The organism is Blattabacterium sp. (Blattella germanica) str. Bge (assembly GCF_000022605.2).
Taxonomy (GTDB): Bacteria; Bacteroidota; Bacteroidia; order Flavobacteriales; family Blattabacteriaceae; genus Blattabacterium.
In genome coordinates this window covers 1-16,537 of the sequence record NC_013454.1, presented here as the reverse complement: position 1 = coordinate 16,537, position 16,537 = coordinate 1, and the positions used below count along the sequence as shown (strand labels likewise).

At 27.3% G+C, this 16,537-nt stretch carries 12 protein-coding genes and 1 other RNA gene; 4 read left to right on the top strand and 9 right to left on the bottom strand.

The window, feature by feature from the left end; all coding sequences use genetic code 11:
• The first annotated feature begins 15 nt into the window (after positions 1 to 15).
• The 3 genes from nusA to aspS are packed head-to-tail and all read left to right on the top strand — an operon-like array spanning position 16 to position 5,622.
• The gene (gene nusA, locus BLBBGE_RS00065; protein WP_012840565.1) at positions 16 to 1,269 is read left to right on the top strand and encodes a transcription termination factor NusA; all 1,254 of its coding nucleotides are present in this window, start codon (positions 16 to 18) and stop codon (positions 1,267 to 1,269) included.
• 54 nt (positions 1,270 to 1,323) lie between these two features.
• Positions 1,324 to 3,918, top strand: a complete 2,595-nt coding sequence (infB, locus tag BLBBGE_RS00060) for a translation initiation factor IF-2 (RefSeq protein WP_012840564.1) — start codon at positions 1,324 to 1,326, stop codon at positions 3,916 to 3,918.
• Positions 3,919 to 5,622: an aspartate--tRNA ligase gene (gene aspS / locus BLBBGE_RS00055; protein WP_012840563.1), complete on the top strand. Its 1,704-nt coding sequence runs from the start codon at positions 3,919 to 3,921 to the stop codon at positions 5,620 to 5,622.
• Here the strand turns inward: aspS and BLBBGE_RS00050 are convergent.
• Entirely contained in the window at positions 5,608 to 6,105 is a 498-nt protein-coding gene (locus BLBBGE_RS00050; protein ID WP_012840562.1) for an inorganic diphosphatase, read from the bottom strand. The genes aspS and BLBBGE_RS00050 overlap by 15 nt on opposite strands.
• A gap of 13 nt (positions 6,106 to 6,118) precedes the next feature.
• Complete coding sequence (locus BLBBGE_RS00045) at positions 6,119 to 7,327, bottom strand: dihydrolipoamide acetyltransferase family protein (RefSeq protein ID WP_012840561.1); 1,209 nt, start codon at positions 7,325 to 7,327, stop codon at positions 6,119 to 6,121.
• 106 nt (positions 7,328 to 7,433) lie between these two features.
• Between BLBBGE_RS00045 and BLBBGE_RS00040 the strand changes: the two genes are divergently transcribed.
• Positions 7,434 to 8,963 (top strand): bifunctional ADP-dependent NAD(P)H-hydrate dehydratase/NAD(P)H-hydrate epimerase, encoded by a 1,530-nt coding sequence (locus BLBBGE_RS00040; protein ID WP_012840560.1) that lies wholly within the window; start codon positions 7,434 to 7,436, stop codon positions 8,961 to 8,963.
• Here the strand turns inward: BLBBGE_RS00040 and lnt are convergent.
• The 7 genes from lnt to BLBBGE_RS00010 form a co-directional block, all read right to left on the bottom strand.
• Complete coding sequence (gene lnt / locus BLBBGE_RS00035) at positions 8,953 to 10,650, bottom strand: apolipoprotein N-acyltransferase (protein ID WP_226989457.1); 1,698 nt, start codon at positions 10,648 to 10,650, stop codon at positions 8,953 to 8,955. The two genes, BLBBGE_RS00040 and lnt, sit on opposite strands and share 11 nt — an antisense overlap.
• Positions 10,617 to 11,014: a transfer-messenger RNA gene (gene ssrA / locus BLBBGE_RS03150) on the bottom strand. The genes lnt and ssrA overlap by 34 nt, the downstream gene beginning before the upstream one ends.
• The gene (gene rodA, locus BLBBGE_RS00030; RefSeq protein ID WP_255321554.1) at positions 11,014 to 12,168 is read right to left on the bottom strand and encodes a rod shape-determining protein RodA; all 1,155 of its coding nucleotides are present in this window, start codon (positions 12,166 to 12,168) and stop codon (positions 11,014 to 11,016) included. Before rodA ends, ssrA begins: the two co-directional genes overlap by 1 nt.
• Positions 12,169 to 12,235: 67 nt before the next feature.
• A complete protein-coding gene (gene mrdA / locus BLBBGE_RS00025; protein WP_012840557.1) occupies positions 12,236 to 14,143 on the bottom strand; it encodes a penicillin-binding protein 2 in 1,908 nt (635 codons plus the stop codon).
• The gene (locus tag BLBBGE_RS00020; RefSeq protein ID WP_012840556.1) at positions 14,140 to 14,649 is read right to left on the bottom strand and encodes a hypothetical protein; all 510 of its coding nucleotides are present in this window, start codon (positions 14,647 to 14,649) and stop codon (positions 14,140 to 14,142) included. The genes mrdA and BLBBGE_RS00020 overlap by 4 nt, the downstream gene beginning before the upstream one ends.
• A complete protein-coding gene (gene mreC, locus BLBBGE_RS00015; RefSeq protein ID WP_012840555.1) occupies positions 14,649 to 15,482 on the bottom strand; it encodes a rod shape-determining protein MreC in 834 nt (277 codons plus the stop codon). The genes BLBBGE_RS00020 and mreC overlap by 1 nt, the downstream gene beginning before the upstream one ends.
• 14 nt (positions 15,483 to 15,496) lie before the next feature.
• Positions 15,497 to 16,537 (bottom strand): rod shape-determining protein, encoded by a 1,041-nt coding sequence (locus BLBBGE_RS00010; RefSeq protein WP_012840554.1) that lies wholly within the window; start codon positions 16,535 to 16,537, stop codon positions 15,497 to 15,499.

Sequence of the window (16,537 nt, the reverse complement as noted above, 5' to 3'; positions counted from 1 at the left end):
TTAAATTTTAAATTTATGGATAATGAAGCTTTAATAGATTCTTTTTCAGATTTTAAATGTGAAAAAAATATAGATAGAGTAAGTCTCATGGCTATTTTAGAAGAATCTATACGATGTGTTTTAAGGAAAAAATACGATTCATCTAAAAATTACGATATTATTGTAAATCCAGATCAAGGAGATTTAGAAATTTGGAGAAATCGTATAGTGGTACAAGATGGAGAAGTAAAAGATATCAATAAAGAAATTGAACTATCTATAGCACGTAAAATAGAGCCTGATTTTGAAATAGGAGAAGAAGTCACAGAAAAAGTAGAATTACAATCTTTAGGACGGAGAGCTATTTTATCTTTAAGACAAAATTTACTTTCAAAAATCAATGAATATGATAATACAAATACTTATAAAAAATTCAAAAATAAAATAGGAGAAATTATCAATGTTGAAGTTTATCATATTTTATCCAAGCAAATTATCATGAGAGATGAAGAACAGAACGAAATGGTTTTACCTAAACAAGAACAAATTCCCAGTGATTTTTTTAGAAAAGGAGACCCGGTTAGAGCTTTAGTTAAACGAGTGGATTGGAAAGACAATAAACCTTTTGCTATTCTTACTAGAAGAGATGAAGCTTTTTTAGAAGAACTTTTTAAGTTAGAGATCCCAGAAGTCTCAGATGGGTTAATTACAGTCAAAAAAGTAGCACGTATCCCAGGAGAAAAAGCTAAAGTAGCTGTAGAATCTTATGATGATCGAATAGATCCAGTTGGGGCTTGTGTAGGAATGAAAGGATCTAGAATTCATCCTATTGTCAGAGAATTGAAAAATGAAAATATAGATGTTATCAATTATACTTCTAATACACAATTATATATTACACGAGCCTTAAGTCCTGCTAAAGTTTCTATGATGGAAGTCAATGAAGACCATAAATATGTCAACGTATATGTAAAACTTGAAGAAATATCTAGAGCAATTGGAAGAGGTGGACAAAATATAAGATTAGCTAGTCAATTAACTGGATACAAAATTCATATATTTAGAGATTTTCCTTATGAAGATGATGTAGAACTAACAGAATTTTCTGATGAAATAGAACCAGAAGTTCTAGAAAGATTTCATAAAGTAGGTTTAAACACTGCAAAATCTATTCTAAATTACAGAAAAAATGATCTTAGCAAACGAACCAATCTGGAAGAAAAAATAATCAACAAAGTTGTTTCCATATTGAAAAAAGAATTTGAAGAGGAATTAAATATAAATACGTGAGTTTTGTTTTACTAAATTTTTATTTTTGCTCTTTGCTCTTACACAATATATAATATGACTGATAAAATCAGATTAAAAACAGTATTAACCCAATTCAATATTTCTTTACAAAGAGTAGTTAGTTTTTTACAAAAAAAGGGAATTGAAATAGAACATAATCCTAATGCAAAAATAGAAGGACAAGTTTACAAATTTCTTGTACGAGAATTTCAAACTTATAAAGAAATACGAGATGAGTCCGAGAAAATATTTTTGCAAAAAAGGATGGAAAAAGAAAAAATAAAAGAAGAATTGTTAAAATCTAAACAGATTCATACTCCTCAAATTATACGTGCTAAATCGGAAAATTTAATTGAATTCAAGAAAATAGGAAAAATAAATATTGATACAAAAAAATATGATGCTAAAGAAGAAAAAAAAAATAATTTGCATAAAAAAGTAGAAAATAAATTCAAAGATAATAAACCTGAACACATAGACACTATTTATCAAAAATTAGATGGAGTTATGTTAACAGGAGATAGAATTGATTTGTCTCAATTTGAAAAGAAAAGAACGAAGCAAGAAATCAAAAAAAAACGAAAAAGAATTAAAAAAGAAATTGTGATTGATGAAATGAAAAATATTTCTGTTAGAAAAAAACAGGATAAAGAAAGAAAATTTTCTTTAAAACATTCTTATGAAAAAAAAACAGATAAATCAGATAAAAAAAATAAAAAAAATTTCCAAAAATCAGGAATTACTGATGAACAAATAGAGAAACAAATCAAAGAAACTTTGGAAAAGTTATCATCTAAAGGAATCAAATCCAAAGCTTCAAAAATTAGAAAAGAAAAACGCCAATACAAAAAAGAAAAAAGACTATTGCAAAATGAAATAGAGAATGAAAAAAAAGATAAAATACTTAAAGTAGCTGAATTTACAACAGTTAATGAATTAGCATCCATGATGAAAGTGAATGCAACGGATGTGATTGTATCTTGTATGTCTTTAGGAATAATGGTTACTATGAATCAAAGATTGGATGCAGAAATATTAACTTTAGTAGCAGATGAATTTGGATATAATGTAGAATTTGTTGGATTAGATTTAGAAGAAGCCGTTCAAGATGATAAGGATTTAGAGGAGGATTTAAGACCAAGACCACCGATAATCACTGTTATGGGACATGTAGATCATGGAAAAACATCTTTATTAGATTATATTAGAAATACTAACGTTATTGCTGGAGAAGCAGGTGGAATTACTCAACATATAGCGGCTTATAGTGTTGAATGTTCGAATCATCAAAGCATTACTTTTTTAGATACTCCAGGTCATGAAGCGTTTACTGCTATGCGTGCAAGAGGAGCTCAAATAACAGATATTGCAATCATAGTTATAGCAGCAGATGATCAAGTGATGCCACAAACTAAAGAAGCAATCAGTCATGCTCAAGCTGCCAACGTTCCCATTATTTTTGTATTTAATAAAATGGATAAACCTAACGCAAATTCCGATAAAATTAAAGAACAATTAGCCAACTTAAATTTCTTAGTAGAAGAATGGGGTGGTAAATATCCTTCTCAAGAAATATCAGCAAAATTGGGAACTGGAGTTGATAAATTATTAGAAAAAGTTCTTTTAGTATCTGAATTATTAGATTTAAAAGCTAACCCAAATAAACCTGCCATAGGCACAGTAATAGAAGCTTCTTTAGATAAAGGAAGAGGATATATTACGACTTTACTTTTACAAGGAGGAACATTAAAGATTGGTGATTATGTATTAGCAGGAAGACATCATGGAAAAGTAAAAAACCTTTTAGATGAAAGGGGAAAATCTATTTCTTATGCAGGGCCATCAAAACCCATTACTATATTGGGATTAAACGGAGCTCCTACAGCTGGGGATAAATTTAAAGTTTTTCAAGATGAAAAAGAAGCAAAACAGCTTGCTTCTAGAAGAGAACAATTACAGAGAGAACAGAATATTAGAGCTCAAAAACATCTTACATTAGATGAGATAGGAAGGCGGATAGCTTTAGGAGATTTCAAAGAATTAAAAATAATTCTTAAAGGAGATGTAGATGGATCAGTAGAAGCCATTGCTGATGCCCTTCAAAAATTATCTACGAATACTATCATGGTAAATATTATTTATAAAGGAGTTGGTCAAATCACGGAATCTGACGTTTTATTAGCAAGTGCTTCAGATGCAATCATAATAGGATTCAATGTTCGTCCTAATATTGGATCTAAAAATATAGCAAAAAAAGAAAATATAGAAATACGAACTTACTCAATCATATATGATGTAACTAATGATATTCAAGAAGCAATGGATGGAATGCTTTCTCCTGAAAGAAGAGAAAAAATATTAGGAAATGCTGAAATAAGAGAAATTTTTAAAATTCCAAAAGCAGGAACTATAGCTGGATGTATGGTCGTAGAAGGAAAATTATTACGACAAGCAAAAGTCAGATTAATTCGGGAAGGAATTGTTATTCATAATGGAGAATTTACTTCCCTAAAACGTTTTAAAGAAGATGTAAAAGAAGTTTCTAAAGGATATGAATGTGGTTTAGGAATCAAAAATTATCAGAATCTTAGATCTGGAGATATTGTAGAAGTTTATGAGGAGTTGTTTACAGATAAAAAAGTAAAATAAATGTATAGAACACATAATTGTGGAGAATTGTGTAAAAAAGATATTGGAAAAGAAGTTGTTTTATCTGGATGGATTCAAAAAAAAAGAAATTTAGGATCTCTTTGTTTTATAGATATTAGAGATTATTTTGGAATCACTCAACTTATTTTTTCTAAAAATTTAATAGAAAAATTTTTTTTAGGAAAAGAATTTTTAATTAAAATTCAGGGAAAAGTAGTCGAAAGAATATCCAAAAATAATAATATTCCTACAGGTGAAATAGAAATTTCAGTTTCTCAGATAGAAATATTGAATTCTTCTCTTCCTACTCCTTTTACTATTGAAAATCAAACAGATGGAAATGAAGAAATTAGAATGAAATATAGATATCTTGATATTAGGAGAAATCCTATCAAAAATAATTTGATAATTCGTCATAATCTTGCTTTAGAAATACGCAATTTTCTTTCTCAAAATGGGTTTTTAGAAATAGAAACTCCTGTATTGATAAATTATACACCAGAAGGTGCTAGAAGTTTTGTTGTTCCATCTAGAACACATGTTGGAAAATTTTATGCATTAGCTCAATCTCCTCAATTATTTAAACAATTATTAATGATAGGGGGAATTGATAAATATTTTCAAATCGTGAAATGTTTTAGAGATGAAGATGCTCGTTCTGATAGACAAATTGAATTTACACAAATAGATTGTGAAATGTCTTTTGTAGAAGTAGATGACGTATTAATTTTTTTTGAAAATTTTATAAAACATTTATTTCGAAGAATAAAAAATATTCAATTAGAATCTTTTCCTTGTATTTCTTATTCTGATGCAATGAAAATGTATGGGACGGATAGTCCTGATATTCGTTTTGGAATGCCATTTATAGAATTAAATAATTTAGTACAAAAAAAAAATATTTCTTTTTTAAAAGAACAAGAATTAATAATAGGAATAAAAGTTCCAAAATGTCATAAAAATCATGATCAGATGAATTCTTTATTCAAAAAAATAGAAAATCCAAATATTTTTTGGATCCAATATTTATCGAATAAAACTTTACTTTCTTCTAATCCAGATTTTTTTAGCGAGGAAATTATAACAATTTTTATCAATCATTTTCAAGCGGTTCCTGGAGATTTATTATTCATTTCTTACGGAAAAAGAAAAAATACCAGAAAAACACTTGGAAAAGTTCGTTTAGAAATAGCTAATCACTTGAATTTGAAAAATTCAAAAATTTTTAAACCTTTATGGGTAACTGATTTACCTCTTTTAGAATGGGATGAGAGATCTAAAAGATATAAATCAGTACATCATCCATTTACAAGTCCTAAAAAAGAAGATATTCACTTATTGGAAAAATATCCAGAAAATATTCGTTCTCAGTCTTACGATTTGATTATAAATGGAATAGAAATAGGAAGTGGATCTATCCGCATTCATAATCAAAACATACAAAATTTAATTTTTAAACATTTAGGATTATCTGCAAAAGAAATAGAATCTGAATTCGGATTTTTTATCAAATCTTTTGAATATGGAACTCCTCCTCATGGTGGAATAGCTTTTGGTTTAGATCGACTCATTAATCTTTTAGAAGGGAATGATGATATAAAAAACTTCATTGCTTTTCCAAAAAGCAATTATGGAGAAGATCTAATGACAAAAGCTCCATCTTTTTTGAAAAAAGAAAAATTGAAAGAATTACATTTGCGATAAATGATTTTTATATCGTAAACAAGATTGTTCATATACAAAAATAGCTTTATCTTGATCTTTCCAATTTCCTACTTTAACTTTTTTGTTTTCTAGATCTTTATACACTGAAAAAAAATGTTCTATTTCTTTTTTAGTATGTAAAGAAATTTCATCAATACTATTGATTGTATTATAGTTTGGATCAGCTATGGGAACACAAATAATTTTTTCGTCTTCTCCTTTTTCATCTATCATAAAAAAAATTCCAATAGGTTTGACTTTGATTAAACAACCCGGAACTGTAGGAACCGTCAAGAAAACTAATGCATCTAATGGATCTCCATCCATAGAAAGTGTTTTGGGAATAAATCCATAATCTGTTGGATAACTCATAGGAGAATACAAAACTCGATCTAATCGAATGAGATTATTTTTTTTATCAAATTCATATTTATTTCTACTACCTTTTGGTATTTCAATAAGTACATCAAAATTGACTTTCATAAATTTTAAATTTTTATATTTTCGTATAACAATTAAATTTTTCCAAATATAAAGCAACCTTTTTAGCAAATCCTCCTCCCAAAACTCCATCTATTACACGATGATCATAAGAATGAGACAAATAAATTTTGTGTCTAATTCCTATTAAATCACCTTCTGGCGTTTCTATAATAGATAATTTTTTTTGGATCAACCCTATAGCCATAATAGCAACCTGTGGTTGATGTATAATTGGAGTTCCAAAAAGATTTCCAAAACTACCAATATTGCTAATTGTATAAGTTCCCCCTTGAGTTTCTTCTGGTTTTAATTGATTAGATTTAGCTCTTTTTATTAAGTCATTAATGATTTTTATTAATCCTCCTAAACTATAAGAATCTGCGTGTTTTATAACAGGAACAATTAAATTACCATTAGGTAAAGCTGTCGCTAATCCTATATGAATATTTCTTTTCTTTATTATATTCGTACCATTTACGGAAATATTGATCATAGGAAGATCCTTAATGGCTTTAACCACACATTCCACAAAAACAGACATTAAAGTTAGTTTTTCTCCTGTATTTTTTTGAAAAGAATCTTTCATTTTTTCTCTCCATTTCACAATATTTGTTACATCTGCTTCTACAAAAGAAGTAACATGTGCAGATATATTTTTGCTGTTCATCATATGTTCTGCAGTGATTCTACGCATTCTATCCATTTCTACAATTTCTTCATTTTCTATCATCATATTATTATTTTTTGTATGATATGATAGAAACATATCACTGTATTTAGGCGGAATGATTTTATTTTTTTGAATATATTTTAATATGTCTTTTTTAGTGACACGGCCTTTTGCTCCAGTCCCCTCTATTGTTTCCAATTCGTAAAAACTAACACCTTCTTTATGAGCAATAGTACGTACAAGAGGAGAATAAAAACGTTTTTTATTTTCTTTTATTATTTCATCTTTTATAGGCAATTTTTTTAATTCTTCTTCTGTTTCTAAAATTGCTATTGGACTTCCCACCTTAGCCACTTCATTGGGATAAAATAATTTCTTTTTTAATATCCCATTGACTGGAGAAGAAATTTCAGAATCTACTTTATCTGTAGCTATTTCTACCAAAAGGTCTTCTTTTTTTATAGAATCTCCCTCTTTTTTTAACCAACGAATGATAGTAGCCTCAGCTATACTTTCACCCATGGCTGGAAGGGTCAAATTATACTCGGCCATCTAGATTAATCGTTTTATATTTGCAGATACCAATCAGATTTTATAATCTAATACTAATAAAAATAGAAAACTTACAAAACCAAAAATAATAAATTCATTTTAAAAAATGAAAATTCTTTCTTTAAATCAAATCAGAAAAGTGGATCAATACTGTATTGATTACGAATCTATTTCTTCTATAGAATTAATGGAAAGAGCAGCTAAAAGCTGTTTCAATTGGATTGTAAAAAATAAACATTTTCAAGTTAGAAAAATTCCATTTATAGTATTATCAGGAAATGGAAAAAATGGAGGAGATGGACTCGTTTTAGCTAAAATGTTATATTTATATGGAGCAAAAGTTTCCATATATATAGTGAATATTTCTAATCACTTTTCAAATGAATTTTTAATCAATAAAGAGAAAGTATTAAGATATAACATCCCTTTACAAATTATTTGTGAAAAAGAAAAATTTCCTTTATTAGATCAGAAAAGTTATTTAATTGATGCTATTTTCGGAATAGGATTAAATCGTTCTGTCAATCCATATTGGAAATCTTTTTTTCATTATATCAATGAAAAAAAATTTCAATCGGTTCTATCTATAGACATTCCTTCTGGTCTTTTCATGGAAAAAAGTCATGATAATTTTACAGGAATAATTAAAGCCACTCATACTTTAACTTTTCAAGTTCCCAAATTACCTTTTTTATTTCCAATTTATGCAAATTATGTTGGAAAATGGTGGATATTAAACATTGGATGGAAAAATGATTTCCTTAAAAAAATACATACAAAAAACTTTTATATAGATGATAAATGTATTTATTCTATATATAAGAAAAAAAGAAGAAAATTTTCCCATAAAGGAAATTATGGACATGGAATGATTATAGGTGGAAATAATGGAATGATAGGGTCTGTTATACTTGCTGCAAAAGCCAGTTTTAGAACTGGAATAGGAAAATTAAGTGTACATGTACCTTATTGTGGATACGAAATTATTCAGACTTCTTTTCCAGAAGTCATTGTAAAAACAGATGTCAAAAAAAATTGGATAAGTGATATTATTATCCCCACGGATATCAATGCAATAGGAATAGGTATTGGTATGGGAACACATCCTCAAACTGAGAATGCTTTCGCTTCTTTTCTACGAAAAATAAAAGATAAAAAAATATCTATGGTAGTTGATGCAGATGGTTTAAATATATTATCAAATCAATTAGAATTATTAAATATTCTTCCAAATGATACTATTATCACTCCACATCCAAAAGAATTTTATAGATTATTTGGGGCATGGAAAAATGATTATCAAAAATTAGATCTTGTAAAGGAAATATCTGTAAAATATAAAATATTCATTATATTGAAAGGAGCTCATTCTATTATTTCTACTCCTTGTGGTAATTTGTATTTTAATAGCACAGGAAATCCTGGTATGGCAACCGCTGGAACTGGAGATGTTCTGACTGGGATGATAACAAGTTTGTTATCTCAAGGTTATTCTCCAAAAAAATCATGCATCATGGGAGTTTATTTACATGGATTATCGGGAGATATTGCTGCAAACAAATTTAGTGAAGAATCAATTATATCTAGTGATATTATCGATCACATAGGAGAAGCCTATCAGAAAATTACAATTTGACAAATAGATTAGAGTATACTGAATGTAATAAAATTATTATTATTGTTAATAAACTAATTTTATAAATGAAATCTCCATACTTTATATAAAACGTTTTTTTATTATTTAGATATATTCTATCATACAAAACTCCTTCTTTTCCATAAGGAATTTTTGATATTATTTCTCCTTTTTCGTTAATAAAGCAAGAGATTCCTGTATTAGCTGATCTAGCTATATATTTTCTATTTTCAATAGCTCTGATTCGTGCGTAATACATATGTTGTTTGTGTCCTTCTGAGTGCCCCCACCATCCATCATTAGTAATGATAACCATCAATTCTGCATTCTTTTTCTTAAAAAAATTAGAAACATACTCTCCAAATACTGACTCATAACAAATAATAGGAGCTATCTTTACTCCATCATGAGGATGATGGAAAACGGTAGGATAACTTTCTTTTCCAAGTTCCATTACAGTTCCTCCAAAATTGAGTAAGATATTTCCCAATATAGGATAAAAAATTTTTTTATAAGGAAACGTTTCTACTGCTGGTACCAGTTTAGATTTATGATGATATTCTATATTTTCATGAATTCCTATCTGAATAACTGAATTAAAAATATCGACCCATTGTATATTTTTAGAATTTTTTAAAAAAATAGGAAAAGAAGTTTTACTTGTTTTTTCTTTATATAAAGAAAATAATTCCACGCCTGTTATAAATACAGTATTTGGAGATTTATTTTTTAAATAATTTCTAAATGCAGAAACAATTTCATTGTTACTTATGTTTTTTATTGGCATTTTATTTCCATTTCCAGGAAATGTAGTTTCAGGAGCCAATATCATCATAGACTTTTTAGATATTTTTTGATCCATTAATTTTTTTAATTTCAAAATCAGTTTTTTTTTTGAAAAACTATATTTTTGATTATATGGATCTATATTAGGTTGTAAAATTAATGTATCTACAAATCTTCCATATTTTTTTTCTTCATATTTCATATATATGAGATGTGATATAAAAATCATAAAAAAAATTTTTACTATGTTGAAATAAATTCTTCTATATAAAGAAAATAGATTTTTATTTTTCTCATATTTTACAATAGATTCTGTCAATCCAATGTTGACTGTCCATATCCATATAGATCCTCCTAAAGTTCCAGTATATTCGTACCATTGAATCCATTTTGTGTGATTAGAAAAACCATTTCCTAAATTCAGCCATGGCCAAGATAATTCCCATTCTAAATGCATTTTTTCAAATAAAATCCATAAGCAAACTAAAAATACATATCCTACTTTTTTACTTTTTATATGTTTTTTTATCCATGAGTAAAAAGTAAAAACAATTGACATAAAAAAAGAATTCAATAATACAGGGGATAGATAAGCTTCTATAGCGAAAGCTCCATCAACTCTTTTTGAATAAGACAACCACCATGTAGAAGTCGCATTCCATATTAAAAAAGTAATAAAAGAAAGAAAAAAAATACAAAAATTTTTTAAGTGATTTTCTACATACAACAAAGGAATGAAAGCTATGAATAAATACATAGGATTTCCGTCAGTCGGCCATCCTAAACTCAATAAAATTCCTGAAAAAATACTGTATAAAAGAAACTGAATTTTTCTTATTTCACATAAAATTTGAAAAATAATAAAAGAAATGGAGCTGGCGGGATTTGAACCCGCGTCCAAACAAGTAGCATAAAAGTTTTCTACATACTTATCCAAAAAAAATTATTACGTTTCTATTCCAGTTTTGGATCCGAAATCAAAACTAAGATTCAAAACAATTTTTCAGAAAACTTAAGAATCATCTGTTTTCCTAATCCTTAACATCTTCTTGTACCTCTATATCAGAAACTATAAGGAAGAATTTCTGAGAGATATTTTACTTCTGCATTTTTGCAGATAAAGCTTAATTGAACATTAAGCAGCAAAAGCGTATTGTTGTTCGCCGTTTATTATTTTGTAACGCTTGATTTACGTGAAAAACCTTACGTAACACGGTATGCTTTCTTTTATAACTAATCTTGCTGTCAAATCCAAAATCAGCCCCTATATAAAACTAATCTGATCTGATGCGTCTATTCTCACAAATATAAATAATAAAATGGTAAAAGACCAAAGAGATGATCCACCATAACTGAAAAAAGGCAAAACAATTCCTATTGTAGGAAAAAGCCCCATCACCATGCCTAAATTCATGATAAAATGAGTCAAAATAATATTCCCAACTGAATATCCAAAAATTCTTCCAAAAACATCTTTTTGTCTTTCAGATAAAAAATAAATACGACTAATAAAGAATAAATAAAATGTAATGAAAATAAAACTTCCTATAAAACCCCATTCTTCTCCTACAGTACAAAAAATATAATCAGTATGTTGTTCAGGAACAAATTTTCCTTTTGTTACAGTTCCTTTTTGATATCCTTTTCCAAAAAATTTTCCAGAACCAATAGCTGTTTTTGAATATAATAAATTATATCCTACATTATCTCTATATTTTCTGTCAAATTCATTTTGAAATAGAATATTAATTCTATCTCTATGATGTTTTTTCAAAAACTTTTGAGAAAAAAATGGAGACAAAATGGAAACAGAAGAAAAACTAACAAATAAAAATATATAAAAAAATAAATCAATAAATGATACATTTTTTTTTGCAAAAAAGATAAAAAGAAAAATTACAAATAGAAATGAAACTATTATCCAAGATGATATATTTAACGATATAACAAATAATAAAATAGAAAATAAAAAATAAAGTATAAAAAAAATAGACAATCCTTCTCTATATAAAGTTAATAGAAAAGAGGAAAAAACTATAGAAGACCCTGGATCGGGTTGAACAAATATTAAAAAAGCAGGTAATATTAATACAATACATGTATAAAATAATATTTTTTTATTTTTAATATGACCCTGACTCATCAAATGAGCTACCATTAAAGATGTAGATATTTTAGCGAGTTCAGAAGGTTGGAAACTAACTGGGCCAAAAACATACCAAGATTTTGATCCATTCACGTTTTTTCCAAAAAAAAATACTCCAATTAAAAGAAATAACGTGAATAAAAAGAAAAATGGGGCACTATATTTATAGTGAATCGGTTTAAATAAAAAAACAAAGAATATGAAAAAAAAACTTAATAAAATCCATATTAGTTGTTTTTCTGCTTTTTCAGGAGAAACGGAATACAAATTCATACATCCAAAAAAAATCATGAAAATATAAATCGTGACAATTACCCAGTCTATATTTCTTAATAATATTTTATTTCTTTTTATCAACAGAATTTTTTCTGTAAAAATTATTGAATTTTTTCATTTTTGCTATAGAGTCGTACACTTTCTGTAATCCTGAGGTCATAATTTTTTTTTCCAAATTTTTCCTGTGTACATCATTATTTATATATTTTTCTGCAATAAGACTGGCAATAGGTCCAGCCCAACGAGATCCAAAACCTCCATTTTCTATGATAACAGAAATAGCTATTTGAGGATCTTCCACAGGAGCAAATAATATAAAAATAGAATGGTCAGGTAAAGAAACTATTTTATGGCTATTAATTTTTAGAAAATTTTGAGCCGTTCCAGTTTTTCCAGCCATTCTAATATCATATGATCGAAAACTCCTTCCTGTTCCAATTATAAAAACTTTTTCCATTCCATTAATAATTAAATCAAAATATTGACTTTTTACTTTAGTATGTTTAGCTTTAGTATAATTTGGATTTGATATAGGCTGATGATTTATACGTTTTACAATATGTGGAGTATAAAAAAAACCTTTATTTGCTATAGCACAAACCATATTGGCTAATTGTATAGGAGTTACATTTATTTCTCCTTGTCCTATACTATTGGAAATAATAGTAATAGCATTCCATTTTGTAATTCCATATTTTTTATTGTAATAATCTCCTGAAGGAATAACTCCTTTTTCTCCTGTAGCTAAATCATTGTACAAATAATTTCCAAATCCAAAACTTTTGATAATATCACTCCATTCATTAACTCCTTTTGTCAAATTTTTAGGATATTTTTCAATAACACGTTTGTAAACTTGTGCAAAATAATTATTGCAAGAAACAGCAACTGCTGTTTCTACTCCTATAGGAAATCCATGAATTCCAGAATGACAATGAATTCTTTTTTTTCCATATTTAAATCCTTTATAACATATAAAAGTCGTATTGGTATCCACTACTCCCATTTGAAGACCTGCTAATTCTGTAAGCAATTTAAATGGAGAAGCTGGAGGATAACGAGCTTGTGTTGTTCTATCAAATAAAGGATTATCTATAGTATCTTTCATTAATTTTTTAAATTCTTTAGAACGATTAATCCCTACAAACAAATTAGGATTATTAATAGGACTAGACACCAATGATAAAATTTCTCCATTTTTAGGATTAATAGCGACTATTCCTCCTTTTTTTTGATACATAAGCTGTTCTGCATATTTCTGAAGATTCCAATCTATAGTTAAGGAAATATCATTTCCACTCACTGCTTTTATATCATTTCGACTATTGTTATAAGTTCCTATAATACATCCTTTTCTATCTCTAACCCAATATTTTATTCCCTTTTTTCCTCTCAGAATTTTTTCATAAGATTTTTCCACTCCAGCCCAACCAATAAAATCTCCCATTTGATAATAATTAGATTCTTTTTTAATATCCTTTTGAGTTACTTCTCCTATATATCCCAAAACATTGGATGAACTTTCTACTTTATAATCTCTAAGAGATCGTTTTGTCCAATCAAATCCTTTGTATTTATAAAGTTTCTCTTGTATGGTAGCAAATTTTTCTTTTGATATAAAAGGAAGAAAAACAGATGGTAAATATTTAGAATAAGCTTTTGCTTTTTCTAAATTTTTAGAAAAAGTTTTTTTTTCAATTCCTACAAGATTACAAAATTCTATAATATTAAAATGTTCATCTATAAGAATTGGAATGACTATTAATTCATAAATAGATTTATTAAAAACCAACAAATTTTCATTTCTATCGAAAATAGATCCTCTTTCAGGAATAATTATTTCTTGTTTTATAGAAGTATTAAAAGCATTCAAAATATACTTTTCCGTATATATTTGTATAAAAAATAATCTAATTATAAAAACAAAACCTATAGAACTTAATAAAATATAAAACTTATATAATTTTTTCAATGTTTAATTTTTCTGAAAAAAAAATATATAATACATAAAATAGTTGTAAAAATACTGCTGAATATTGTTCTAAATAAAATAATTTTACTAAAAGTAGTTCCTTTTAATATTTCTAATATTAACAAAGAAAAATGATGAGTGAAAACTAATGAAAATATATAAAGAGTTTTTCTAATAAAAGGTAACTCATAAATAGAAAAATCATTTCTATTTATAAAATTTTTCCCATCAAAAAACTGTAAGAAATTTAATCTTAAAAAAGCAGATAAAGTTGCCGAAAAAGCATGAATTCCTCCAGAATTCATACAATGATCTATTATACAACCAATTAAAAAAGATAAAAACAAAAATACAAATCGATTCCTATTGTAGGGATAAACCAAAATAAAAAGGACATAGATATAAGAATAGCATCCTAAAAATAATGGATTTAATATTGATATCTGAATTAAACAAAGAAGAAAAATCAAAAAAACGGAAACAATAAAACTTTTAATAAAATTCATTACTTATTTTCAACTTTATAAAGTTGAACATCTTTCCACTCTTTTTTGAATAAATTTTTTACAACATAAGCGTTTTCTATAGTCGAAAAATTAGCCATTAATTTTACTTTTATAATATAATTAGCATCTTCTTCATCAAATTGATAAGAGTCTACTTTTCCAATTTCTATTCCTTCAGGAAAAGTAGCAGATTTTCCATCTGTTTCCACTATATCTCCTTTATGAATTGTGGAATGTCTAGGGATGTCATACAAAACCACATATTCATGATCTAATCCATCCCAACTTAGAGTTCCAAAATATTTATTTTTTTTCAATCTGGCATTTACTTTAATTTTTGGATTTAGAAGAGAAATAGCAATACTAAAATGTGGAGATGTTTTTATAATAATTCCTGCAATTCCATCAGATAATATAATCCCCATATCAGGTTTAATTCCATCTATACTTCCTTTATTTATAGTTATGTAATTTTCCTGTTCATGAATACTATTATTTATAATCTGAACGGGAGTAAAAGTATATTGCTGTAGATAATCAATATTTTCTTCTTTGAAATCTTTAGATATTTTTCTGATTTTAGAAAAAATGTGTTCATTGCGCAATTTTTTATTTTCATTTAATAATCTTTTATTTTCAATTTCTAATAAAAAATAACTACGCAATTTATAAATGGTTTCATAAATATTTCCAATCATGAAATTGGAAGACCCGGTGTAAATATATTTATGAAGTTTTGAATTTGAAAAAGAAAGAAAAATAGCAACACATTCTAGTAAAAAAAAGAAAATAAAAAAACGCCATTTCAAAAGAAAACTGAAAAATTCACGCATAAGATTTATCTACCCTATTTCATTAAAAATGTAAATTTATCAATATTTTTCAATGCTACACCTGTTCCTTTGACTACAGCTCTTAAAGGATCATCTACTAAAGAAACAGAAAGTCCCGTTTTTTTGGATATTCTTTTATCTAATCCCCTTAAAAGAGATCCTCCTCCTGCCATATAAATTCCTGTTTTATAAATATCTGCTGCAAGTTCCGGTGGTGTTCTTGAAAGAGTTTCCATTACAGCATCCTCAATTCGTAAAATTGATTTGTCAAGAGCAGGAATAGTTTCTTTATAAGAAATATTCATTTCTTTTGGTTTTCCTGTAGGTAAATCTCTACCTTGTATATGAATATCCTCAGGAGGAGTGTCAATAGATTCCATAGCTGCTCCTATATCTATTTTTATTTTCTCAGCAGTCCTTTCTCCAATATATAAATTGTATTTGGTACGAAGAAAATAAGAAATATCATTAGTAAAAACATCTCCAGCTATTTTTATGGATTTTTGACAAACAATTCCTCCTAAAGCTATGACTCCACATTCTGTTGTTCCTCCTCCTATATCAATGATCATATTTCCTTCTGCTTTAGTAACTGAAATTCCAGAACCTATAGCAGCAGCCATGGGTTCTTCAATAAGATAAACTTCTTTGGCGTTAAGATGTTGAGCGGAGTCTTTCACTGCTCTTTTCTCAACTTCTGTGATTCCGGATGGAATGCAAATTACCATTGTTAATGATGGAGTAAAAAATCTATTATTTATACCTGGAACTTTCTTTATAAATTCTCTTATCATAAGTTCGGCTACTTGATAATCTGCAATCACTCCATCTTTTAATGGTTTATATATCTTAATATTTTCATGTGTTTTTCCTTGCATCTGTTTTGCTTCTTCTCCTACTGCTAATACTTTCTTTGTTCTTACATCTATAGCTATTATGGAAGGTAAGTCCACTATAACCTTATTATTGTGCATAATAAGCGTATTGGCAGTTCCTAAATCTATAGCTATCTCTTGAGTAAAGAGGTTCTTCATAAAATCTATTATTAATCCCAT

What these genes read in the sequence shown, in the direction of transcription:
- infB (WP_012840564.1), top strand. Translation starts at nt 1,324, where the DNA reads ATGACTGATAAAATCAGATTAAAAACAGTATTAACCCAATTCAATATT.
- rodA (WP_255321554.1), bottom strand. Translation starts at nt 12,168, where the DNA reads ATGAATTTGTATTCCGTTTCTCCTGAAAAAGCAGAAAAACAACTAATA.
- BLBBGE_RS00050 (WP_012840562.1), bottom strand. Translation starts at nt 6,105, where the DNA reads ATGAAAGTCAATTTTGATGTACTTATTGAAATACCAAAAGGTAGTAGA.
- aspS (WP_012840563.1), top strand. Translation starts at nt 3,919, where the DNA reads ATGTATAGAACACATAATTGTGGAGAATTGTGTAAAAAAGATATTGGA.
- BLBBGE_RS00020 (WP_012840556.1), bottom strand. Translation starts at nt 14,649, where the DNA reads ATGAATTTTATTAAAAGTTTTATTGTTTCCGTTTTTTTGATTTTTCTT.
- BLBBGE_RS00040 (WP_012840560.1), top strand. Translation starts at nt 7,434, where the DNA reads ATGAAAATTCTTTCTTTAAATCAAATCAGAAAAGTGGATCAATACTGT.
- nusA (WP_012840565.1), top strand. Translation starts at nt 16, where the DNA reads ATGGATAATGAAGCTTTAATAGATTCTTTTTCAGATTTTAAATGTGAA.
- mreC (WP_012840555.1), bottom strand. Translation starts at nt 15,482, where the DNA reads ATGCGTGAATTTTTCAGTTTTCTTTTGAAATGGCGTTTTTTTATTTTC.
- BLBBGE_RS00010 (WP_012840554.1), bottom strand. Translation starts at nt 16,537, where the DNA reads ATGGGATTAATAATAGATTTTATGAAGAACCTCTTTACTCAAGAGATA.
- BLBBGE_RS00045 (WP_012840561.1), bottom strand. Translation starts at nt 7,327, where the DNA reads ATGGCCGAGTATAATTTGACCCTTCCAGCCATGGGTGAAAGTATAGCT.